Origin of the sequence: Paenibacillus sp. GM1FR (genome assembly GCF_002803315.1) — a bacterium.
Classification (GTDB): Bacteria; Bacillota; Bacilli; order Paenibacillales; family Paenibacillaceae; genus Paenibacillus; species Paenibacillus amylolyticus.
Window position 1 is genome coordinate 276353 of record NZ_MKZL01000022.1, and the last position, 22192, is coordinate 298544.

The 22192-nt window shown below is 45.4% G+C and carries 18 protein-coding genes and 1 pseudogene; 12 read left to right on the forward strand and 7 right to left on the reverse strand.

Annotated features, from left to right (window positions below; genetic code table 11):
- The first annotated feature begins 1 nt into the window (after position 1).
- The 8 genes from PAEAM_RS16875 to PAEAM_RS16910 all read left to right on the forward strand — a co-directional run bounded on the left by PAEAM_RS16875 (position 2) and on the right by PAEAM_RS16910 (position 12123).
- On the forward strand, positions 2-2449 hold the full coding sequence (locus PAEAM_RS16875; protein ID WP_100528327.1) for a transcription initiation factor TFIID: 2448 nt from the start codon (positions 2-4) through the stop codon (positions 2447-2449).
- Between the two features lie 85 nt (positions 2450-2534).
- On the forward strand, positions 2535-3818 hold the full coding sequence (locus PAEAM_RS16880) for a vWA domain-containing protein (RefSeq protein ID WP_100528328.1): 1284 nt from the start codon (positions 2535-2537) through the stop codon (positions 3816-3818).
- Between the two features lie 19 nt (positions 3819-3837).
- Entirely contained in the window at positions 3838-4485 is a 648-nt protein-coding gene (locus PAEAM_RS16885; protein WP_076209731.1) for a beta-mannanase, read from the forward strand.
- Positions 4486-4575: 90 nt separating this feature from the next.
- Positions 4576-5835: a TRAFAC clade GTPase domain-containing protein gene (locus PAEAM_RS16890; RefSeq protein ID WP_024632789.1), complete on the forward strand. Its 1260-nt coding sequence runs from the start codon at positions 4576-4578 to the stop codon at positions 5833-5835.
- The gene (locus PAEAM_RS16895; RefSeq protein WP_100528329.1) at positions 5832-9038 is read left to right on the forward strand and encodes a GAP1-N2 domain-containing protein; all 3207 of its coding nucleotides are present in this window, start codon (positions 5832-5834) and stop codon (positions 9036-9038) included. Before PAEAM_RS16890 ends, PAEAM_RS16895 begins: the two co-directional genes overlap by 4 nt.
- A 659-nt stretch (positions 9039-9697) precedes the next feature.
- Positions 9698-10585, forward strand: a complete 888-nt coding sequence (locus tag PAEAM_RS16900; RefSeq protein WP_100528330.1) for an ABC transporter ATP-binding protein — start codon at positions 9698-9700, stop codon at positions 10583-10585.
- 93 nt (positions 10586-10678) lie between these two features.
- Positions 10679-11491 carry a (2Fe-2S)-binding protein gene (locus tag PAEAM_RS16905; protein WP_100528331.1) on the forward strand — a complete coding sequence of 271 codons (813 nt, stop codon included), beginning with the start codon at positions 10679-10681 and terminating at the stop codon, positions 11489-11491.
- A gap of 152 nt (positions 11492-11643) precedes the next feature.
- Positions 11644-12123, forward strand: coding sequence for a glutathione peroxidase (locus PAEAM_RS16910; RefSeq protein WP_100528332.1), 480 nt, complete (start codon positions 11644-11646; stop codon positions 12121-12123).
- A gap of 111 nt (positions 12124-12234) precedes the next feature.
- Here PAEAM_RS16910 and pelA read toward each other — a convergent pair whose 3' ends face one another.
- Together pelA and PAEAM_RS16925 are read right to left on the reverse strand one after the other, a co-directional pair.
- Positions 12235-13140 carry a pectate lyase gene (pelA, locus tag PAEAM_RS16915; RefSeq protein WP_100528333.1) on the reverse strand — a complete coding sequence of 302 codons (906 nt, stop codon included), beginning with the start codon at positions 13138-13140 and terminating at the stop codon, positions 12235-12237.
- Between the two features lie 337 nt (positions 13141-13477).
- Positions 13478-13906 carry an Rrf2 family transcriptional regulator gene (locus PAEAM_RS16925; protein ID WP_100528335.1) on the reverse strand — a complete coding sequence of 143 codons (429 nt, stop codon included), beginning with the start codon at positions 13904-13906 and terminating at the stop codon, positions 13478-13480.
- A 186-nt stretch (positions 13907-14092) separates the two neighbouring features.
- Between PAEAM_RS16925 and PAEAM_RS16930 the strand changes: the two genes are divergently transcribed.
- Genes PAEAM_RS16930 through PAEAM_RS16940 form a run of 3 tightly spaced genes read left to right on the forward strand, consistent with a single transcriptional unit; the run spans position 14093 to position 16112 of the window.
- Positions 14093-14731: an FMN-dependent NADH-azoreductase gene (locus PAEAM_RS16930; RefSeq protein ID WP_100528336.1), complete on the forward strand. Its 639-nt coding sequence runs from the start codon at positions 14093-14095 to the stop codon at positions 14729-14731.
- 36 nt (positions 14732-14767) lie between these two features.
- Complete coding sequence (locus PAEAM_RS16935; RefSeq protein WP_100528337.1) at positions 14768-15400, forward strand: NAD(P)-dependent oxidoreductase; 633 nt, start codon at positions 14768-14770, stop codon at positions 15398-15400.
- Between the two features lie 37 nt (positions 15401-15437).
- Positions 15438-16112 (forward strand): DsbA family protein, encoded by a 675-nt coding sequence (locus PAEAM_RS16940; RefSeq protein WP_100528338.1) that lies wholly within the window; start codon positions 15438-15440, stop codon positions 16110-16112.
- Between the two features lie 441 nt (positions 16113-16553).
- Here PAEAM_RS16940 and namA read toward each other — a convergent pair whose 3' ends face one another.
- From namA to PAEAM_RS16965, 5 genes and pseudogenes are all read right to left on the reverse strand, one after another.
- On the reverse strand, positions 16554-17573 hold the full coding sequence (namA, locus tag PAEAM_RS16945; RefSeq protein WP_100528339.1) for an NADPH dehydrogenase NamA: 1020 nt from the start codon (positions 17571-17573) through the stop codon (positions 16554-16556).
- Positions 17574-17624: 51 nt separating this feature from the next.
- A complete protein-coding gene (locus PAEAM_RS16950) occupies positions 17625-18521 on the reverse strand; it encodes an alpha/beta hydrolase (protein WP_100528340.1) in 897 nt (298 codons plus the stop codon).
- 180 nt (positions 18522-18701) lie between these two features.
- A complete protein-coding gene (locus tag PAEAM_RS16955; RefSeq protein WP_100528341.1) occupies positions 18702-19013 on the reverse strand; it encodes an ArsR/SmtB family transcription factor in 312 nt (103 codons plus the stop codon).
- A 303-nt stretch (positions 19014-19316) separates the two neighbouring features.
- A pseudogene (locus PAEAM_RS16960) lies at positions 19317-20077 on the reverse strand (DMT family transporter); the annotation flags it as partial.
- 19 nt (positions 20078-20096) lie between these two features.
- Entirely contained in the window at positions 20097-20408 is a 312-nt protein-coding gene (locus tag PAEAM_RS16965; protein WP_100528342.1) for a hypothetical protein, read from the reverse strand.
- A gap of 422 nt (positions 20409-20830) precedes the next feature.
- Between PAEAM_RS16965 and PAEAM_RS16970 the strand changes: the two genes are divergently transcribed.
- A complete protein-coding gene (locus tag PAEAM_RS16970) occupies positions 20831-22192 on the forward strand; it encodes an FAD-dependent oxidoreductase (protein WP_100528343.1) in 1362 nt (453 codons plus the stop codon).

The window sequence follows — 22192 nt, forward strand, 5'->3', positions numbered from 1 at the left end:
GATGGCGGCCGGGATGGAGTTCAATTCGAACAATACCCTGAAGCGTGATCTGGAGAAGTATGCAGCGCAGTATGCAATAGAGCAGGAGCGTCAAGGCAGCTTGGGTGATGGACGCAGCAGTATCCATTACCCGGCTTTGTTCCTTTTCGTGGGTGATCTGGTTGCACCCGCGGTGTCTGCCGTGCAGGAGATCAATCGGCTGAAATGGGATAACGGAGACGGTGTGGTCTACGTTCAGATTGGTACAGAAGATCAGAAAGAGCATCCGGGTGGAACGAGGAATGGTGGCTCGTCCGATGATGGTCAGGTGACTTGTCATCGCTTGCCTTTGTCCGCTGGGCAGACGGAGCGACCGTCCAAAACACGGCGTAAGGATGTACATCGCAGTTTCCACGAATCGGATCAGGCGCTCTACGATCTGAATCGTACGCTTCGGCGGGTCAGTAACCGAATTGCTGAATATGGACGGTTGTACTCGTCATTTGATCGGATTTACGTTACGGTGGTAACCAGGGCGGATGATCCGCTGAATGTATTGTTGCCAGAGCTCACCAAGCTGACGGAGACCATTTTGTCCCAAGCCTTCAAGTCGGTGCAGACGGATCTGCATGTATTGGTCAGCGAGATGGAACAGGTGGATTCCTTCGGGTATGCCAGCGCAGCAGGCCTCGCTTTTCTGCGGGAACTGGATTATATGCAGTCGCTGGACTACACGTTCAGCGGTAAACTGCTGGTGACGGAGGATGGGATCTCCATTCCGGTTACACATCCCGCGTCACCGTTGTTTGATCTGGTATATCTGTTGTCCGACAAAAATGAGCGTGGAACCGGCGTTCCCGGTGGCTGGATCGAAAATGCCGAGATCATCTGCCGGATCTGCCTACTGAAGAACAGGAAGCAGGATGTAGATCATTCGGGTAGCGTTTCAAGCACGGGAGCGAACACGTACAACAATACATCCTTTAAAAACAATATTCGTACCACTTCTGATCAGCATGGTTATGCAAGCGCGGGTTTTGCCGAGATCAGGCGGCCAAACAAGCCGATTGCACTGGCGGTGTTATATCACCTGTATCGGTATCTGCTCGCACGCATGCGGCAGGAGCCGGATTGGAGCATTAAGGACAAGCTCGCTTTCTTTGGACTGGACGCAGCCTCAGTGGAACGCAAAGTCGAAGGCCTGCTGCCCAATGAAGATCTGGTTAGTGGCATGAGTGGCATCATGACGCATAACGTCAGTTTCTCTGATCTGAAGCCGATCTCACTTCGTGAAGCGGAGAGAGCGTTGTTTGGACAAGGAGCTGAAGCGTACTTCCGCGATAACGTTGTCCGTCTTGTCGAAGAGCGTGTGCGTGAGCGCAGCTCTGGCGGCTCTCTGCGCCGTCAGGCCGAACAATCCCGCGCGGAGCATCCAGAGGTTGGCTACTTCCAGTGGGCGGCCTGGAGTGACAGTGAGCCTGGCAGTGTACGTGAAGCGCTGCTCGGACTGATTCGGGATAAATCGATGCAGCTTGAATCGGCACGTGCTCTGCTGGAGCAACGTCAGCAAGAGCGAGTGGAAGATCAGTCGTTCAAACGAGCGTTGTTCCGTGATAAACAGAATGTGCGCAATCTGATTGACTGCATGCTGGAGCGAGTGTATGTACCAAAGGTAGAATTACTGCGACTGGAAAATGAATTACATCTGCTGCGTATCTACGATACGGAGATGGAAGAACTTCACCGTTTTAGTCGTCACGTCACAGCAGCACTTGAAGCGCTTGAACGCACACTGCGAGAGACAGCTGCCCAAAGTATCGCTGCTGCCGATGAATACATCGGCCAGAACGTGATGGAGTACTACGGCAAAGTGACGGAAGAGCTAATCATCGACCTGGAAGCCAAGCGCGGACGGGATGTATGGTTTGAGGACCGTTACATGGGAGACATGAACCGGCTTGCCACAGAAGGCGATGATCGTCTGCTGAAACGGTTGATGGAGGTATGTCACTCGTTGCTGCTTACAGCCGAGCCATTGCGATTGCCATTTGAAGAAGAACTGTTGCAGCGTGCTAACGTTACGATTGCCTACGGAGATAAAGACGTATTAACCCGGGATGATCTGTTCCGCAGGTTGTACCACACGCTGGAGGATCAGGCGGTTGTTCGGGTCCGGGTATTCGATTATACGCAGGAACATCGATATGAAGAAAAGTATTTCTTTGGTGACCATCATAGTGCTTTCATGGACTACGCGGCACATGCCGAAGAGACGTCACGTATCTACAAGTTGGGTGTGGTGTACGAAGAACGCAGTAGTGGGGTGGAGAAGCTGAATCTGATGGGAGGTTTCCATCTGGAAGATCTCATGGTGTATCGGAACGGTAAGGTATATTACGACTCGTATACGGAAAATGGCTATGAACTTCACCCCGCAGGTCTGGTGGAGAAGTTGTCACCCATCCGTTAAGACGTCTGGCGGTGTCCTATAACCAACACCAATATTGTATTAACTCAGCCTGCTTAGGGCTGGTATGGAAAGGATGCATGTAGACATGCAGCGAAAAATCAATCTTCTCCTGGTCCTGTTCAGCCTGATTGGCGGGGCAGTCGGCTTTGCGGCAGGAGAAATCATGCTGCGTCAATGGCTTGGGGAGATGCCACGTCTGTTGCTGATGGGATTATACTTTGGCGTACTGGCGCTGAGCGTTGGATTGTTCTGTTTGATCGCAGAGATGATCTCACCCAAGCTGAATGGCGCTTCATGGAAGCTCCGGTATCTGGGACTGTCGTGGAAATTGCTTGTTCCGGCAACACTCGCTCTGTTGTTTGTTGTTGGACTCGCCCTGCAATTGTTGTATCAGATTAATCCGGGCGGTGTGAAGCAAGTCAAGGACATCGTACTGATGATCGATAACTCGGGCAGCATGAGCGAGACAGATCCGGATAACGGACGCTTTGAAGCAGCCAAGACACTGATCAGCCAAATGGAGAGTGACAAACAGGTAGCTGTCATTACGTTTGATGACCAGCCGCAGTTGTTACAGCCGTTTATTGCGCTGGATAGTGAAGCGGCCAAGAATGAGGTTTATAGCAAAATCGATGGCATTGTCACGACTTCGGGCGGCACCAATTTTGATGCCGTGCTGCGGGAAGGCATGGAGCAGATTCAGGGCAAACAGGACCCGAAACGCGGTACCGTCGTCATCTTGTTATCCGATGGCTTCAGTGAAGCGGACACGACCGATATTTTGTCTCAATATAACAACGAACAGATCTCTATTAATACAGTCGGCCTAAGCCTGGTGGACCCATCAGGTACGGATCTGCTGCGTAATATTGCCCAGCAAACGGGTGGCATGTACTATGATGTACCGGATTCCGGTGGTCTGAATCTGGCATTCCAGCAGATCTACGATACGATTGATGAACGGACGCTTGTGACGGAGCGTACAGGCATGATGGAGCATAGCGTTTATCTGGCGATTTTCCGTGTAGCAGCCGTGTTACTGATTGGAGTAGCATTGGGTGTGTCACTCGGACTTGTATTTGATAACCGTCATCTCGCCCTCAGCTTTGGTATTGGTGGTGCGGTGTCGGGTCTACTGGCAGGGCTTCTGCTGGAGTGGGGACTCGACGGTTCGAACGTGGGGGATACATTTGTACGACTCGTTGCGATGCTCATTTTGTCTGGCGTATTGACCCTCTTCTCCTGGATTGTTCCGATTAAGGAGAACACGCCGCGGAAGAGCAGGGGTCGTCGTGAAGCTGGCGGCGGAACTTCTTCTGCCGAAGGGTTTGGTCAGAGACCAAGAGATACACGCAGCAAAGGATTCTAACGTCGGGAGGTCAATGGAAATGCGGTTTACGGATGCAGACCCTTCGACACCCTTGATTCGAAAACTGACACTTGCGGTGGACGAAGGTCGTTGTACACTTCGCTGGCTCTGGCCGGAACGGGTAGAAGCTGTGTATGTGGAACGGCTGGAGCTGGATATGATGAGCGATGATCGTACCGGGGAAGAGCCTGCACAGGGCAAGCTGAAGCTGTACACGAGAGAGGAATATAAGGCGAGCAATGGTTACACGGATCGGATTACAGGTTTTGGTGCCATCAAGTACACCGTGTATGTGTGTCAGATGGAGGAAGAGGGACCTGTACTGATCCGTCAACGAGACGAGGACAACATGGTGATTGCAAGCGCAGGGAAGGCGGATATCCGCTTTTCCATTCGCTACAAGAGCGGTTTTTTTCAGAAACGAAAAAGTGTATTGATCACCGTCACAGCGGAAGTACCTGTTCCAAAGGAAGCCCTCTGTTATGTTCGCAAACAGGGCGGGGTTCCGCTGAATAAGGAAGATGGTACAGTGTATCCTTTTGTGAGTGATTTTGCTCCCGGAAGAAATGAGATGCCGCCCGTTGAAGTTGCCAAGGATGATTATGTGCGATTATTCTTCACGGACGGACCGAAATATGGAGCCGCCTATCGGCTTATATCAGACTAGATAGTTGGACTAGCGATTGGAAGGTTACTCTGTCATCGTAGTGCAAGTGTAAATCACCTTAGTCTGACTGATCAGGGGAGGGGAGTGGCTATGAGCTTTTTTAGTCGGTTTTTGAAGAGACAACAGCCGGAGGAACGTCCGCTGTTTTATGATATTGTATGCCCTTATTGTTTCAGCAAGTTTTCACCGGAAGAGGTGGTGTTCCGCGCCGCACATCACCGCGATGATGACGAGGACTACGCACTCGGGGAAGATGCGAAGTTGAATCGGTATCGCGAAAGGTTCGGACTCGACACGGTATTTGATATGGAGGCCGTATTGGCTCCGCATGATGTACCGGAGGAACATCGTATTTATTCCGATAATATCGTGATGGGTCTGAACGATCGGTATGGTGTCGTTACGCGTCGCCGGTTGTGTCCGCAATGTCATAACGAGCTACCTGTTACGGCAGGTAAAGCACCGAGCAACATCATTTCTATTATCGGTGCATCCCAGGTGGGGAAATCCGTCTACATGACTTCATTAATTCATACATTGCAGCATTATACGGCCGATCATTTTGACGCGGCTTGCATGCCATTGAATGCGGAGATTAGCCGCCGGTTCCGTGCGGATTATGAAGAACCGTTGTTTGAACGGGGGGATCTGCTGGATTCCACACAGAAGGAGAAACTGCAGGAGCCGTTTATCTTCCAATTTGTGTTCAAGGACGAAGATAAAGCGCCGCTGACTCTGGTGTTCTTTGACGTTGCGGGTGAAGGTATGGTGGAGCAGGATTATCTCGGACTTCACGGGCAGCACATCAAGAACTCGGCAGGCATTCTGTTTATGGTGGACCCGCTTCAGATTCGTTCGATTCGGGACAAAATCCGCATTAACCTTGGCAACGAGCCGGGAGAGTGGACACCACGATACGATGAGCCACGTGACGTGGTACTGACGATGTTTGGAGATTTTATCGCGTATCAGGATAAAGCCAAGACCAATATTCCAACGGCCGTTGTGCTCACCAAAAGCGACATGCTGCATTCCCTCAAGGATGAAGAGGGCGATTATATCAAATCCAACAGTAATGTCTTCCGCAACATGGTGCACCGCGATTGGTTCGACTTAACCGAGTTCGAGAATATCGATGGAGAGATCCGGCGTTTTATCGAGAAGGTGGATCGTCCGTTCAAGGGCACGATGGATGTGTACTTCAAGGATACAGCCTATTTCGCAGTCTCTGCGCTGGGCAGCAATCCGGTGGATATGAAATTGCAGGGTGTGGTTAGCCCCATCCGCGTGGATGAACCCTTCCTGTGGCTGCTGTACAAGCTGAAGTACATTGAGGGGAGAGTGGGATGATGCGTTCTTCCGTAACCCCGCCCATTGAACAACAGTTGTATACCCGAGAGCGGCGCGGGGTGTTTCGCACAACGGAGGGGTTTGATACGGTTGCGGCATCGCCGGGACTAGACCCTTCTTTTATCAAAAAAGTGCTTCACCCCTACTGTGTCTATGACGCTCCAGCGGAGCTAACAGGCCGTAGCGAGAAGGACGAGACGAAGTTTCCGGCTTCCATTCACCTGCTTCATCTGGAGAGTGGAGAGACGATTCTTGGGCAAAATGTGTACCAGTCTGCAGATTTCACCGGGCTACGCAGTGCCTTTTTTGCACATAATTACGTCTTGTCTCCCGAACGCTCGGAAGAGCAGATGAAACAAGGCGGCTGGCTGGATGCCGTGTTCGCCACGTCCTATGACATCGAACAAGGTACAGTTCTGCCGGCGCTTGCTGAATTGCCTATATCACCTCGGAGCGGACAGGGTGGGGCGACCGATGCTGGCGTAGGATCACCAACCCAAGTGCTGAGCGCTTTGAAAATGAACGAAGTGCTGTTCAAGCGCCTGCTCTATGCGGTAATGCAGTCTGTAGCGACACGTAGAAAAGTATACATTGCGCTGGACCTTCCCGCAGAGGAAGTGACCGCAGGGGCCAAAGGATTGTTACGTTTGCTGTACACGGCTTTACCCTACGCATTCCGGCGGCAGCTGGGATTCATGACGTTTGCCAAGGAGCCACAGGCCAAGAAGGGCATCCACGTCCAGTTTGTAGAGCGAGGGACGTTACGTCCGAAAGACCGGAATACGGAGAAGGATTTCACCTTTGATCTGGTATCAGGCAGAGTGACACATGCGGATGCATCTGTGGCGAAGTTACCTTACGCGGAATTCGCTTGGGCCTTATTGCAGGAACCTGCGGCGGCGGATGCGTTCTATACGTTTGCGGATGAAATGTTGTCCGGCATGGAACCTGGGCGGGAACTTTCCATTGAAGCCTATGGCGAACTTGCGGTGTTCTATGGTCTTGAACAAGGCATGGAAGACTTGTATCTGGATAACAAAAGTCATGTCCTGAGTGGTTTGCTGACCTATTTGAAGCCGGATGGTGGATTACAGCAACGTTCCCGTCTGAACGAGCTGTTCCTGACCTTGCTCAGCAGGGAACTGGACAGCGTGAAGCGTGAGAACGTACCCGAAGAAGACGTCGCAGCTCGCATTGGCGAATATTTCAGTGTTGCCACGCCCGTGGTGCAATCCCGGATTGTGGACTATTTTATCTACGGTGTGAATAATGCCCGCGCCCAGAAGCGTATGCGTGCTGTGCAGGAATTGTATGCTGTGCTGGATCGGGATCCGCAGCTGAATCGGGCTTTCTTTGATAAAGTGCTGGCCAATGAATCGCTTACCAAGCTGTTGTTCGAGCCTTATCTGGACAATCAGCTGAAACGCACGGAATCGGCAGCGAACGTTGTGGAAGTGATCCGAAGATGGGTTACGTCCCATCCATCTGCGATCCACTACAGCTTCTTGCAGGAGCGGACAGCCAATGAGCTGCGTGAACGGTTATGTTCTGCGCCTAATCCGGTACAGTCTGCGAATGAAGCTCTCCAGCGTGTTAACATACTGGATCGGGTATCCGCTGATGTCACCTATGATACAGGCATTACGGCACGAATTGGTCAATCTGAAGCTACAGCCCGTCCTAATCGCAAAGGGGGATCTCCGTCTGCCAGTCAAGATCCGGCATATCAGGAAGAGTTAACCCGCCTTGCAGACAAGCTGGCTTATGTCATTAACCTGTTTATGATTCAGGATCTGGATCTGGAACGGGTTAACCGTGAACAGCTATTAAGCATTGATATTTTGCAGCATGGCAATGAGGTTCGGGATTGGGCGGCACGTCAGGGCTCTGATGTATCTGCTCGAACGAACATGATGCTGGCTGCGAGAGTGTGGCTTAGTGGCGAGGGGAATGAAGAAGAGGCATTGGAGGCACTTTCCCTGGCAGAACGCAATGAACTTCAACGCTGGACGCGTCGCTGGCTTGCCGGAGAGCTGCAGGCTCATCCGGGGATTGCGGCATATGAAGCTTTGCCAATGGCTTTTTATAGGGGAGGAAGCGGCAGCAATCGGTTGGATTATCCTGGCCTGATTGAATTCATCCGCACCAATGCAAGTCGTGCTGAAGGGCTGTATCCATTCTTCGAATGGTCAGGAGATCATCGGATGTTTGTCCGGGGTTCCAATGCGCATAAAGGATATGCGGATGCCATCGTGGCGTATTTCAAAGCCCATGACCGTGAAGCTTTCAAGTCGAAGTCAGCTTTCAAACCGTATTACGTGAGAGCCAGCAAGACAATGAAGCCGGTCTATGACCGTGCGAAGACGGAATTGTCCTCTCCACTGGTGCGGATGCTAACGGGTAAAAGGAAAAATCTGTTCGGATTAATCCTCTTGATCCTGGTTCTGGGTATTGCTGGCGGTACATATGCATGGATGAAAGATTCTGTAGAGCCGCCAGCGGCATCCCCTCCATCTACCCAGGAGCCTGTCATACCGGCTGAACCGGAGGTGCAGCTCGCGGAGCAGATTGCTTATATGATTCCTGCGAGTGAACAGGAGGGTACGGAATTACCTGCTCAACTGGTGATCCGTTTCAGGAATGATACGGGAAGCACTGAGTTTGAGCAAGGCCCGCTGCAATTGACGATGAAAGATGGCAGCACGCAGGAGTTGGATGCTACAGGTAAGTGGGAGAGTTTTAATCGGAATGAGGAGCCAGATAACCAAGTTCCTTCCGATGGTGGCTCAGGAAGTACTTCCGAAGGAAGCACGGATGGTTCTTCAGCGGGAAACATAGAGCAGACGGAGGATGGCGATCAGCAGGCCGATCCTTCAACATCGGGTGATTCCACTTCAGATCCTGCTACTGATACAACAACGGATACAGGGACGAATGCACCGTCTAATGCTGGGAGTGGAGACACGGATCAAGGTACGGATGCCGATCAAGCTACTGGTTCCACATCGCCTGACACATCTGTATCCAATGAACAGGATGCGAACACTCCTGCACAGATGTCTATTGGAGAGGTAGATCGTCTCTATCCGTATGGATTGCAGATCGATCTTCCAGCGAATATGGATGCCGAGAGTATTGCCAGTGTGAAGAGTACGCAGGGCAGTATGACTGTAATCCAATTGATGCCGCAGCCGAAGCTGTAAGTTATTTTATATGAGCGTGTTGCATAGATTCATTAAGTGTCTTTTGATCCAATAATGAAAAAAGCTGACTTCATACCTTATTAAACGAGCGTATGTGAGATGACCTTGAACTTTAGATTTCAAGGTCATCTTTTTTTTTTATTTGATATGGCGGCTGGATAGATTGAACTAACATTTACACAAAAACGGAGAGGACAGAAATAACCTGAAGAAGTAAAGCGTTCGCCTAAAAGCTTTCTAAAGGAAAGCTACATCGGAAGCATATGCTATCCCCGGATTTACCCTTTACAAAAGGATCAAAAAATCTGGGGATAACAGCGATCAGAAGGTTGTTCTGTCATCGGAGTGGCCACATTCACAATTCAGACACAAAATTTGCGATTCAAGAGTTTGAAAAACAGTCAGAAGTGATAAAGTGCGCGGAATGAATGAGAAAAGATCTCATGTGTACTTGAGAAAAGAGCGGAATTTCTGCTACAGAAAGAGCAAATAAAGTACGAAAAGAGAAGAAAATTTGGTTTTTTATGTTGACAAATGATAATGATTATCAGTATCTTTAGTGTAGAAGATATTTGCGTCGGAAATCACAGAATTACAATTTCGTTTTTGTTGTCATAGCCGGATTACATAACCGGGATAAATGAGAGAGGGATGATCGCATGTTTCGTCTGGAGACGACCAAGCTGGATATCGCTTATGAGGAAAGACTAATTGTAGAGGATCTGAATATTCAGATTCCCCAAGGAAAAATTACAGCACTTGTTGGAGCCAATGGTTCAGGGAAGTCAACCATCCTGAAAACGATGGCACGCATTATGGCTCCAAAAGCAGGTAATGTATTGCTCGACGGGAAGTCCATCCATAAACAGTCCACGCGTGAAGTTGCCAAGCAACTTGCGATTTTGCCACAGAATCCAACAGCCCCTGAAGGTCTTACCGTTACTGAATTGGTATCGTATGGTCGCTTTCCTTATCAAAAAGGATTTGGCTCCATGCGTGCGGAAGACAAACGTATGATTGAATGGGCTATCGAAGTGACAGCCATGACTGAATTCCATGATCGTCCGATTGATCAACTGTCCGGTGGACAGCGTCAACGTGCCTGGATTGCCATGGCACTTGCACAAGAAACAGATATCCTTTTCCTGGACGAGCCGACTACATTCCTGGATATGGCTCACCAGCTCGAAGTATTGCAATTACTGGAGCAACTGAATGCCACAGCCAACCGTACCATTGTTATGGTTGTGCATGACTTGAATCATGCTTCCCGTTATGCTCATCACATGATTGGTATCAAAAAAGGTAAAGCCATTGCACATGGTTCACCCGTGGAAGTTATGAACACGGATGTACTTCGTGAAGTATTTAACATCGAAGCAGATATCGTAACGGATCCGCGCTCCGGTGTACCGCTTTGCTTGCCATACGCTCTTGCAGGTGAACGTCAGCAATCCAAAACGCCAGACCAGATGGTCATGAACAGCGCGATGGTTCATGCAGGCGGACGGACAGAGCAACTTGCTCGTCAAGCGACAGGAAGTTAACGAAATGGGCCATACGTGGTCCTTACATTATAGAATGAAGCCGCTGTGCATAATGCACGCGGCTCATTCGCATTCATGGGAGGTTTGCAACCAATGGGAGCAATCAACTACACGTGGTTAGAGCAATATGGACGTATAACGACCGGTCCGGTTAACGAATCGGTTTTTGGTATGCCTTTGACATTGTTGAGACATCCGGAGAACGCAAAGCTTATGCTCGAAGCCTATAATGAGCACCTGCGTGCAGATTCTCTTCGCTCTGCTGCTGTATATTTCATGCACTCTGTTCGAGGTCTATTGCTTGGTATTCATTACATGACTTGCATGTGTGACACGTCGCTGAATATTTCGCTGGAGAATATCCAACTGCAGTTGGAGGTTCAAGAGGGGCGCCCCGTACTCCATTTTCAACTTTTGGATGTAACTGAGCATGCCCATCCTGGTTCAGTCAACAACGGTGTTGAAGGTGGATCCCTCTGGCGGAATGAGTTACTTACAGCATATTACGGAGAACAACTACGACCACTGATTGAAGGAGTGGCCCTTGCTGGAGAAGCAAACACGGGTCAGATGTGGGCACAGCTCGCATCCATCTTGAGATGGTTCAAGACGACGGTGGTAAAGATGGACATTACAGAATCGGAACGAGAAGCTGTAATTCAGGGATATGAGCATGTCATTGCCTTGCCACCGGAGATTCTGGGGTTACGCAAGAATTTGCTGTCCTTCAAACCGGTCGAGATTGCTAATCCCCATCAACCGGGAGAGACTATGCTGATGAAGCCGACATGCTGCCTGCACTATCAGGTGTACGGTGGGCAGAACTACTGTTACAGCTGTCCCAAACTGACCAAGACCGAGCGGCAAGAGCGGTATGATGCGATTGTGGCTGCCAAGTCGGGTTAAAGTGCGTCGGGAGCAAAGGGATATGGGTAAATCCGAGATTTGGTAATCGCATCGAATCAGGTTTATAATAATAAGACAGGCTGTAGGTTCATTGGTTATACCAACGTGCTCGCAACAGTCCAAACTAACATATGTCATGGGAGGAATCAGTCATGTCCGTATATTCATATCAGGCGGTAACCACCGCGAACCAGGAAGTCTCACTGGATCTGTATCAAGGTAAGGTATTGGTCATTGCCAATACAGCCAGCAAGTGTGGACTTACCCCGCAATATGGTGAATTGCAAAAGCTCTACGATCGTTATCGCGATCAAGGCTTGGTTGTACTGGGTTTCCCTTGTAACCAGTTTGGAGGGCAGGAGCCAGGTACAAGTGAGGAAGCCGAATCATTTTGCCAGATTAACTATGGTGTGAATTTCCCGGTGTTTGCCAAGGTAGATGTGAATGGTGAGGAAACACATCCTCTGTTCCAATATCTGAAGGAGCAACAACCCGGCGTAGGCGAAACAAGCGACATCCAATGGAACTTTACCAAGTTCCTTGTTAACCGTGAAGGTGAAGTAGTAGGTCGTGTTGAACCAAAAGAATCCCCGGAAACCATGAGCGCAGAGATCGAGAAATTGCTCGGTTAATACATGAACGTTGAGAAGCCTATCCTTGCATTAGCGAGGATAGGCTTTTTTAAGTTGACTTCGTATACGATGTAGCTTCAGTCTCTCTGTAGGTAGAGGTTGGTTCCCTGATTAAGGCAATGGCTGGTTTAGCGTGTAATAGCCTTGATCCGAAGCCAGCTTAAGCAGGTTACGAGCATAGCTTCCGGCCCAAGAGTAGCCGTGTCGTCGTTCCTCACTGATATCCAGAATGTTCATATACTTCAGTCCATCCCGATCCGCGTAGAAAGGCACATCTTCATCCACGTTATAGAAACGGTACCAGATCACACTCCCTGCATCCGGTTCAAAATACATGGGTCCTTGTCGGTTATACTTGGTTCCATTCTCTCGTACCGTATCGAACCATCGGAGAGCCCCTTTGGCGGCTTGTTCAATCTCGGGAGTCTGAGGCCTGGACATCAGAAAAGCAGTAATCGCCACCGACTCTGATCCCGACTTGGAGGCTAACTCATAGGCTCTGCCCGGCACAGGGGCATAGGTCACAGGATCATGCTGCGCACCCCAAACGGTGGGCTGAACATCATTGATAATTTGCGCTTTCAGCGTATAATCAATGCCTTTGTCCAAAGCTTTCTTCAGCTTGCTGCGGTCGTTGGTAGTCAATATATCGTTGTTAAACCCACTTCTTCGCTCAACCATATCGTCTAACAAAACCATCGTTTGCACCATGGCATTGTCGTTGTAAGTCACTGAATCAGAGTAATTACTTCGTTTGGGATAGACCTGTGGCCATCCCCCGGACGGATATTGGGAGATCAGGATAAAGTCCACCGCTTTACGAACACTGTTCTTAAAGGCGAGAGTGCCTGTTTTCTCATACATGTCAGCCAGGAATCGGATCTCGGAAGTTGTCGCATCATTATCGAAGGTGCCAAGTTCAATGCCATTCGGGTCTTTCCAGCCTGATCGAGCTGTTACACCATCCCAAGGGGCTGTGTATGTCCGTAAAGGTATATCAATAAGGATCGTTAGCATTTTTGCAACGATCCCTATTGGTATCCGTTAGTTGTAAACCGCAGTTGATTACGTTGATTCTTTGAGCATTAAGCTAACGTTTCCCGTTAGTTCAATTGGTTGGGGGGTTATAAATTGAAAGATTCCAATCAAGATGAGCAAAGTCACGAGTTTCTACATCATTCTTTTGAGTTTCAATGCCATCCAGCCGACAGACGATTATGGAGCTGAGGGATGCCTTGTCTAATAAAAACATAGCGTTTACTGACTGAGCTTTTATGTGAATCGCACCCCGCTTAATGAACAAAAGCAGTCAACCACCAGGTTGACTGCTTACGTTTTGTGTTAGCCAACGTGCCTAACTCGGAACATTATTAAAATTATTAACAACATCTTCTATAGTAACTCCCTGGAGGACCTTTTCTAAAGCTGACTGGGCTAAAATAAAAATAGGTTCAATCGTTTCTTGCAATTGTTTTCCAACAGGGCAATCTGGATTTGGATTTTCATGGATACTAAATAATTCATTTTCGTTTACTACGTTTACTGCTTTGTATACATCAAACAGAGTGATGTCAGACAATTTCCGAGCTAATTTGGCACCTGCGACTCCAGGCTTTATTTTAACCAATCCAGCACTTTTAAGCATACCCATAATTCTTCTTATTACAACAGGGTTAGTGTTAACGCTGTTGGCTATTGCCTCCGATGAGTTAACCCCTGTCTTATTTACCTCAAGCAACGATAAAATGTGAATTCCTACTGAGAAACGACTGCTGATCGACATTGCTTATCCCTCCTTAATACTTTAACTATTTTAGCAGTAATAGATTGATTACAACTGCATGAATGCATAACGTAAATGCCAATATACAATTTAGTATTGACAAGTGCTCATCCTGTAACTATTATAATTACATGTAATCTAAATGGTTACAGGATACAAAATACATTATAAAGGATGGTACCAATTATGGCAAAAGTATTGTATATCACAGCGCATCCACATGATGAAACTCAGTCCTACAGCATGGCAGTTGGCAGCACGTTCATTGAATCTTATAAAGCAGTAAATCCACAGGATGAAGTAATCGCTGTTGATTTGTATAAAGAATATATCCCTTATATCGACGCAGATGTATTTAGCGGTTGGGGGAAACTTCGTTCAGGTACAGAATTTAATCAATTATCAAAAGAGGAACAAGATAAAGTAACACGTCTTGCTGAATTGTCTGATCAATTTATCCAAGCTGATAAATATGTATTTGTTACTCCTTTTTGGAACTTCTCATATCCGCCTATTATGAAAGCTTACATTGATGCAGTTTCTGTAGCCGGAAAATCGTTCAGATACACCGAACAAGGGCAACCTGTAGGGCTTTTGACTGACAAAAAAGCATTACACATCCAAGCACGTGGTGGATTTTATTCTGAGGCACCAGCATCAGAACTTGAAATGGGCCATCGTCATCTCCAAGTCATTATGAATTTCTTTGGTGTTCCTTCTTTTGAAGGATTGTTCGTTGAGGGCCACAATAAAGCCCGCGATAAAGCTCAGGAAATCAAGGAAGATGCACTCCGCCGTGCAAAAGATCTTGCTCAAACGTTCTAATTAGACAAAACAGGTGAATATAAGGAGGAACCGAAGATGAGAATTGGAATTATTGGTGCAAGTGGTAAAGCAGGCGATTATATCTTGAAGGAAGCCTTAAAAAGGGGACATGAAGTTTCAGCGATTGTAAGAAATGCTGCTAAAATTCAAGATGATAACGTATCAGTGTTGGAGAAGAACATTTTTGACTTAAACGAGTCCGATTTGAAGCAATACGATGTTATCGTAAATGCCTTCAAAGCTCCAAATGGTCAGGAACATCAACATGTAGAAGCTGGAAAAGTACTAATCAAAGCGCTAAAAGGAGCTCTTAATACAAGATTGGTTGTGGTCGGAGGAGCAGGAAGTTTGTATCTTGACGAAACGAAAACTCTCCGGAAATTCGAAGCACCTGGATTCCCAGAGGCATACTTTCCAACCGCAACGAACATGTGGAAAAATCTTCAGGATTTACAAGAAACCAATGATATTCAATGGACATATCTTAGCCCTGGGGGAGTTTTTGACCCAGATGGTAAAAGAACTGGTTCATATCAAGTAGGCTCTGATTACGTCATTTTAAACGCAGCTGGTGAAAGTTATATTAGTTATCCTGACTTTGCCATTGCAATGCTTGATGAAATTGAGAAACCACAGCACCAAAATAAACGCTTTACGGTAGTAGGTTAGCGAGGCGGAAAGATTGATTTAGAAAGGAGAAGTAGTTGTGAATACTGACAAAGAGCTTATCTATGCATGGGACGCCTATTGTGGATGGTGTTATGGGTTTTCAAAAACCATCCGTACGTTGCATGAAAATCACCCAGAACTGCCACTTACCGTATTGAGCGGTGGTCTGTTTATTGGTGATCAAAGTCATTCAATGGGTTCATTCCCTCATATTCCAGAAGCTAATAAACGGATTAGTCAACTTACTGGAGCCGAGTTTGGAACAGCTTATCAGGAACTCCTAAAAGAGGGAAGCTTCGTTATGGATTCTAATTCATCAGCAATTGGATTTAATGCTTTGCGATCCCTAGCCCCGGATCGTTCCATCTATCTCGCCTGCGCAATGCAGCATGCATTTTATTACGATGGTTTGAGTCTCAGTGATCCAGAAACTTATCGTAAAATTGCCGTTGATAATAATATTGATCCAAACTCTGTAATGGAACTTTTGAAAGACCCATCGGGAGCCGCTGCAGCACGCGAAGACTTCACCAAAGTAAGAAACTTAGGGATAAATAGCTTTCCTACCCTCCTTCTCCGTAACGGCAAAGAGATAATCTCACTTGCTGGGACTATGGACATTGAGGAGCTTGAAGAGCGTTTAGCTCGCACAAATTTAGAACAAGATACCACAGCGGTATTTTGTTCAATAGATAATAAAAACGGCTGTTGATATCAGCTGAGAAGGAAAGTTCTGTCTGCATTCGTGCGGTCAGAGCTTTTTGAGTTTCTAATGACGTCTCCTCTGCTAGAAACCGAGCACGACTTGCTATTTCGAACAATAAAATGCACTCATAATACAAGACTAAACTAACCTGCCCGTTAGCGTAATGAGGAGCTCATCATCCTAATATAATTTTCCTGTTCTCTACTTTCTGTAAAGGTATACAAAAAAGGATCGTTAGCATTTCTGCAACGATCCCTATTGTCATCCGTTAGTTGTAAAACGCAGTTGATCACGTTGATTCTTTTTTCATTAAGCTAACGTTTTCCGTTAGCGTAATGATCGAATCCCCAAATGAAAAGCAGCCGATCACATTGATCGGCTGACTTCTCTTCTTTGAATAAAGAAAGTTGTTTCGTAAAGTTGGAATCATCGATTTTATATCAGTTTTTATAGCTTGGTTATCCACGACCATGAATAGGATTTAGGAAGTTCTAGTTTGACACCTAAACGACTTGCAGCCATGTATGCCCAATGAGGGTTCCACATTAACTCACGGCCGAGGAATATTAAGTCGGCACGATTATTCCGTAAAATTTCTTCAGCGTGTTCTGGTTCTTTTATTAAACCAACAGCTCCTGTTGGGATGTTGGCTTTACTTCGAATCATGTCTGCAAATGGTACTTGATAGCCTGGGTAAGTTTGCGGTCGAATACCAACCAATCCACCAGTGCTGACGTCTACTAAATCAACGCCTAGTTCCTTCATTAAGGAACTATAATACACGTAGTCTTCTGGTAGACTCCCTTCAGGATGGTATTCATCAGCAGAAATACGTACAAATAAAGGTCCTTCCCAAACTGTTTTAATACCTTCAATTACTTCTTTCAAGAAACGAAAACGATTCTCACGAGACCCACCATACTCATCCTGACGGTTGTTGCTTAAAGGAGATAAGAACTCATGAATTAAATACCCATGTGCCGCATGGATTTCTATAACATCAAAACCAGCTTTCCTAGCTCGATTCGCTCCTTCTACAAAGCCATGGATTACTTCTTTTATTTGATTTTTAGTCATCTCCTCTGGCACTTTTTGACCTTCTTCATATGGAATAGGTGAAGGTGCAATAATTGAACCATCTATTTTTGCCTTACGTCCAGCGTGTGAAAGCTGTATTCCAATAGAAGTACCCAAATCGTGAACAAGACCTGTAAGCTCGCTAAGTCCTTCGATATGGGAATTGTTCCAAATACCAAGGTCTTGAGGTGTCATCCGTCCTTGCATTGTGATAGCGGTAGCCTCTACCAATATAAGTCCTACACCTCCGACCGCACGAGCAGGGTAGTGAATTTTATGCCAAGGCTGCACAATTCCTGATTCATCTTCACAAGCGTACATACTCATAGGGGACATAACGATTCTATTTTTTAGTGTTAAGTCCTTTATTTTATAGGGGGAGAAAAGCATCGTTTCGACTCCTCATCAAAAAATTATATTTTCTTTGTTTACTCAAAATAATTACTTTGAAAAAATTTCATCCATAAACGCTCCAGCACTTTCAATAGCTTCCTTGCCTTCTTCTAGGAAAGAATGAAATGCTGGCCAATTATGAACCATACCAGGGAAGGATCTAAATCTTACATCAATTCCTGCTAATGCAGCATTGCTAACAAATGTTAAAGCTTCACTTAACATCACTTCAACTTCTCCCACCATTACATAAAGGGGTGGTAATCCTCTTAAATCACCGTAAATTGGCGATGCTAAAGGAACCTCTGGTGAAACACCATTCAAATATGTTTCTGCTAAATATTTAACACCTGCAGTTGAATTCATTGGATCAATTCCTTCTTTTGTTATATAAGTTTCACTAGTTTGCCCCAAATCAATCCAAGGGGAAATCATTACTCCTGCTGATGGAAGAGGGAGATGATTGTCACGGATGCTCATTAACAACCCAGCAGTCATACTGCCTCCTGCTGATTCACCAGCAACGATAATATCTTTCCCTTTATAACCTTGATCTAATAACCACATGTAGGCGTTCATTGCATCGTCCAGTGGAGCAGGGAAATGATGTTCAGGTGCCAGGCGATAGTTAATAGCCAGGGTGCGTGCTTTGGCTGCTCTTCCTAATTCACTCGTTTCTCCGCGATGAGTTGCAATGCTTCCAAATAGAAAACCTCCACCATGTAGGTAAAGAAGTACACGATCATCCTGGGATTCAGGAACTATTTGCCACTCACCCTCCATCCCATTAATATCTACTTTTTCTCTTACAACATCATCGGCAACTGGTAATGTTCCATATGCTTTTTCAGCTTGTGCTCGTAATTCGTTAACAGGTATAGAGAAGTCAGGCATATTATCTTTAAAGAAATTACTTGCTTTTTGTCTATCTTTATAACTGCTCATTTATAAAAGCTCCTTCATGTTAAGTGGTTTATTGATCTAAAAAAATAGATTTATTAAATCGTATTATATCGATATAAGAGTGAATAATAAACCTCATTCTTAATTGTGTCAAGCATAATAAAAAAACTCACCGTTAACATATAGGGTGAGTGTGAAAAATTTTAGGTTACTTTCGAAATTTTACAAATCAAATTTTAACCAGTCAGCTAGTTTTTCTACAGCTTCTTGGTTTCTTCTGTAATAAGTCCATTGTCCAATATTTTTTGCCTCTAATAATCCACTTTCATGTAATAATGAAAGGTAAATAGATACAGTAGATTGGGACAAACCGACCTTTTTTTTTATACTTGCTACACAAACACCTCCAAGAAAGTTATTTGTGCTTAATGAATGTGATTGTGGCTCGAAATTTTCTGTAGGGTCTTTTAGCCATTTTAATATCTGGAGACGAGTTTCATTTGATATAGCTTTTAATACTTTTAATTCATCCATTTATTAAATATCTCCATTTCTATAATATTGACCAAATAGGAAGAAGTCATTTATTTATAACCATCTTACTAATTCAAGGATAAAATAGATTTTATCAAATTTCAAATATATCTAATGTTTACATCAAACCTGAGATATTTATAAATCGTCATATTAGAATACATGCGTTTTCTCTTTTTCCACTAACTTGCCCGTTAGTTGCACAAAAGCAGCCGATCACATTGTGTCAGCTGCTTTCTTAGTTGTATTAGTTAGTTGAACGAAGATAAGATTATTGTTTAGCCCATTATAGTCAGCTTAATCTTACGTTCGACTTTTCTGAATTGATTTTTGGTTTATATTAACTAGCAATATACTTATTACAATTAACAGTAGTCCCACTAATAAATTTATAGTTATATTTTCATGTGAAAATAGCGCACTTATCACTATAGAGACAACTGGTATTAAGAATGTATAAGAACCTACCTTACTTACTTCTCCAGAACCAATAAGTGTGAAATAAATTAACCAACCAATTGCAATCACAAATATCCCTATAATAAGTAAATAGGAAATGAAGGGTGCATTCCAAACAACATCATTCCAATTCTCAGATACTGATCCTGTTCCCGTTAAAATCACCCCACCAATGAGCAGTTGGAGTGCTGTTGCCCAAGTTGCATCTACTCTTTCATTGTTTTTTTCGTATACACAACTCCAAAACTCCAGAAAAGAGCGGTGCATAGCGCTAAAATCACACCCGAGACCGATGATTCGTTTCCGTTAAAACTAGTTGCACTCAATGTAAACACACCAATAGAACCTAAGATTAAACCTATAATCTTTAGGCCATACATCGTCTCACCCAACCAAATCCATGAAAATAGTCCTAAAAGGACAGGTTGGAGAAATACAACAGCTGAAAATAATCCAGCAGGCATATAATTTAAACCAACCGTCTGAAGACCATAATATAAAATAATATTAAACAAAGATGAAATTACATAAATACGCCAGTTTTCTTTAAATCGCAATGATTTGTATTTAGGTAGAGCAAAAATCATTAAAATGGCCCCACCGATATATATTAGACGTTTTTTTTTAGTTTTGTAAAGTTGAATCAAACTTTCCTTGAGCTTGTCCTACTAAATAATAGCCGAAATCGTTCTTATCCGGTCTCGATCCTTTATTGCCAGTAAGAAATACAATGGCTTCTTCTCCAATTTTAAATGTAGGAGAGGCTTCTTCATTGAAGGTGTAAATCATATTATCTGTTTCCCCACCCTTAACCCGTATTGTTACTGTTTCATCAGGTTCTCCTTTATAAACAGTTTGAACCCGAATGGTAGTATTTGTGACAGGGAATCCTTCAAAGTCTTTTTTTACTTCTTGAGAAATAACTGTTCCAGACACAATAACATCAGCTCTGTAAGGATTTTTTATTATTGTAAGCGCTTACCGATTTAAAAATCAACCCTGTATTGAAAATTGAAGCCATTTAATTTTTGTACAAGTAAAACGTGAATGGAGAAGAAGGTTCTACCTACAAGCGTCCATACAGGGAACGCGTAAGCCTTTGCATAGCATAAATCGACTCGAATCCGGGGAAAATGAAATCAATAAAACGAAGGGAAGAAAGGCTTGAATACAGGGAAAACACCTCTTTCGACAAACTTTTTTTGCTCAACCTATTGCAATGTGAAAAAGATCACATTATAATGAGTGTATAAAGTGAAATAAATCACATACACAGTATCGATTAAGAAGTGAAATATTTCACAACTACAATAACCTTATATTCAAACTCATTTATATATTTCGAGGAGGAACTTTTAATGAAAATCGCAGTTATCGGATGTACACACGCAGGGACCGCAGCCATCGTAAACACCGCCAAATTGTACCCGGATGCTACCATCACGGTGTATGAGCGCAATGATAATATCTCCTTCCTATCTTGTGGCATTGCGCTCTACGTAGGTGGAGTTGTGAAAGACCCTGACGGTTTGTTCTATTCTTCGCCTAATCAACTGGCAGATCTCGGTGTAGTGACCAAGATGCTTCATGAAGTAACAGCAGTTGATGCCAAGGGTCATACCCTTCAGGCTAAAAACCTGCAAACTGGGGAAGAATTTGAAGATACGTTTGACAAACTGATCGTGACAACGGGTTCATGGCCTGTCGTTCCGAAGCTTGAAGGCATTGAGATGGATAACATTTTACTTTGCAAAAACTACAATCACTCCAACACGATTATTGAAAAAGCCAAAGATGCCAAACGCGTTACCGTTGTGGGTGCAGGATATATCGGCGTTGAACTGGTTGAGGCGTTCCAGATGAACGGCAAGGAAGTTACCCTGATCGACAGTGTGGACCGGATTTTGAACAAATACCTGGACCCTGAATTCACGGATGCAATCGAAGAAACGTTGACTGGACGCGGCATCAAGTTGGCTCTCGGTCAAACGGTACAGAAATTTACTGGAGAGAATGGCAAAGTGACTAAGGTAATCACGTCCAAAGGGGAGTTTGAAACCGATCTGGTTATTCTGTGCATTGGTTTCCGTCCAAATACCGAATTACTCAAAGGTCAAGTGGATATGCTGCCGAACGGTGCAATCGTCGTGGATAAATATATGCAAACCAGTCAAAAAGATGTTTTCGCTGCGGGTGACAGCTGTGCTATTCATTACAACCCGACAGGCAAAGCAGCATACATTCCACTGGCGACTAACGCCGTGCGGATGGGTACACTGGTAGCTCGCAACCTGGTACGTCCTACGACACCGTATATGGGTACGCAAGGAACATCGGGTATCAAAATTTATGAGCAAAATATCGCGGGTACAGGCATGACGGAAATGTCTGCTGCTGAAGAAGGTCTGATTGTGGAAGCTGTTGTACTGGAAGACAGCTACCGTCCGGAGTTCATGCCAACGGCTGAGAAACTGTTGCTTAAAGTGGTATATGAGCAGGCAACTCGTCGGATCGTCGGAGCACAGGTGATGTCTCAGGTTGATCTGACCCAATCGATTAATACGATCTCGGTCTGCATCCAAAACAACATGACCGTAGATGAGCTGGCCTTCATCGACTTCTTCTTCCAGCCACATTACAACAAACCATGGAACTTCCTGAACACGGCGGGTCTGCAAGCACTGCCTCCAATTGAAGTAAAAGCACCAGCAATGGTGTAA

Excerpts from the sequence above, each read along its gene's own strand:
- PAEAM_RS16875 (WP_100528327.1), top strand. The coding sequence starts at position 2 with ATGGCGGCCGGGATGGAGTTCAATTCGAACAATACCCTGAAGCGTGAT.
- PAEAM_RS16880 (WP_100528328.1), top strand. The coding sequence starts at position 2,535 with ATGCAGCGAAAAATCAATCTTCTCCTGGTCCTGTTCAGCCTGATTGGC.
- PAEAM_RS16885 (WP_076209731.1), top strand. The coding sequence starts at position 3,838 with ATGCGGTTTACGGATGCAGACCCTTCGACACCCTTGATTCGAAAACTG.
- PAEAM_RS16890 (WP_024632789.1), top strand. The coding sequence starts at position 4,576 with ATGAGCTTTTTTAGTCGGTTTTTGAAGAGACAACAGCCGGAGGAACGT.
- PAEAM_RS16895 (WP_100528329.1), top strand. The coding sequence starts at position 5,832 with ATGATGCGTTCTTCCGTAACCCCGCCCATTGAACAACAGTTGTATACC.
- PAEAM_RS16900 (WP_100528330.1), top strand. The coding sequence starts at position 9,698 with ATGTTTCGTCTGGAGACGACCAAGCTGGATATCGCTTATGAGGAAAGA.
- PAEAM_RS16905 (WP_100528331.1), top strand. The coding sequence starts at position 10,679 with ATGGGAGCAATCAACTACACGTGGTTAGAGCAATATGGACGTATAACG.
- PAEAM_RS16910 (WP_100528332.1), top strand. The coding sequence starts at position 11,644 with ATGTCCGTATATTCATATCAGGCGGTAACCACCGCGAACCAGGAAGTC.
- pelA (WP_100528333.1), bottom strand. The coding sequence starts at position 13,140 with ATGCTAACGATCCTTATTGATATACCTTTACGGACATACACAGCCCCT.
- PAEAM_RS16925 (WP_100528335.1), bottom strand. The coding sequence starts at position 13,906 with ATGTCGATCAGCAGTCGTTTCTCAGTAGGAATTCACATTTTATCGTTG.
- PAEAM_RS16930 (WP_100528336.1), top strand. The coding sequence starts at position 14,093 with ATGGCAAAAGTATTGTATATCACAGCGCATCCACATGATGAAACTCAG.
- PAEAM_RS16935 (WP_100528337.1), top strand. The coding sequence starts at position 14,768 with ATGAGAATTGGAATTATTGGTGCAAGTGGTAAAGCAGGCGATTATATC.
- namA (WP_100528339.1), bottom strand. The coding sequence starts at position 17,573 with ATGCTTTTCTCCCCCTATAAAATAAAGGACTTAACACTAAAAAATAGA.
- PAEAM_RS16950 (WP_100528340.1), bottom strand. The coding sequence starts at position 18,521 with ATGAGCAGTTATAAAGATAGACAAAAAGCAAGTAATTTCTTTAAAGAT.
- PAEAM_RS16955 (WP_100528341.1), bottom strand. The coding sequence starts at position 19,013 with ATGGATGAATTAAAAGTATTAAAAGCTATATCAAATGAAACTCGTCTC.
- PAEAM_RS16970 (WP_100528343.1), top strand. The coding sequence starts at position 20,831 with ATGAAAATCGCAGTTATCGGATGTACACACGCAGGGACCGCAGCCATC.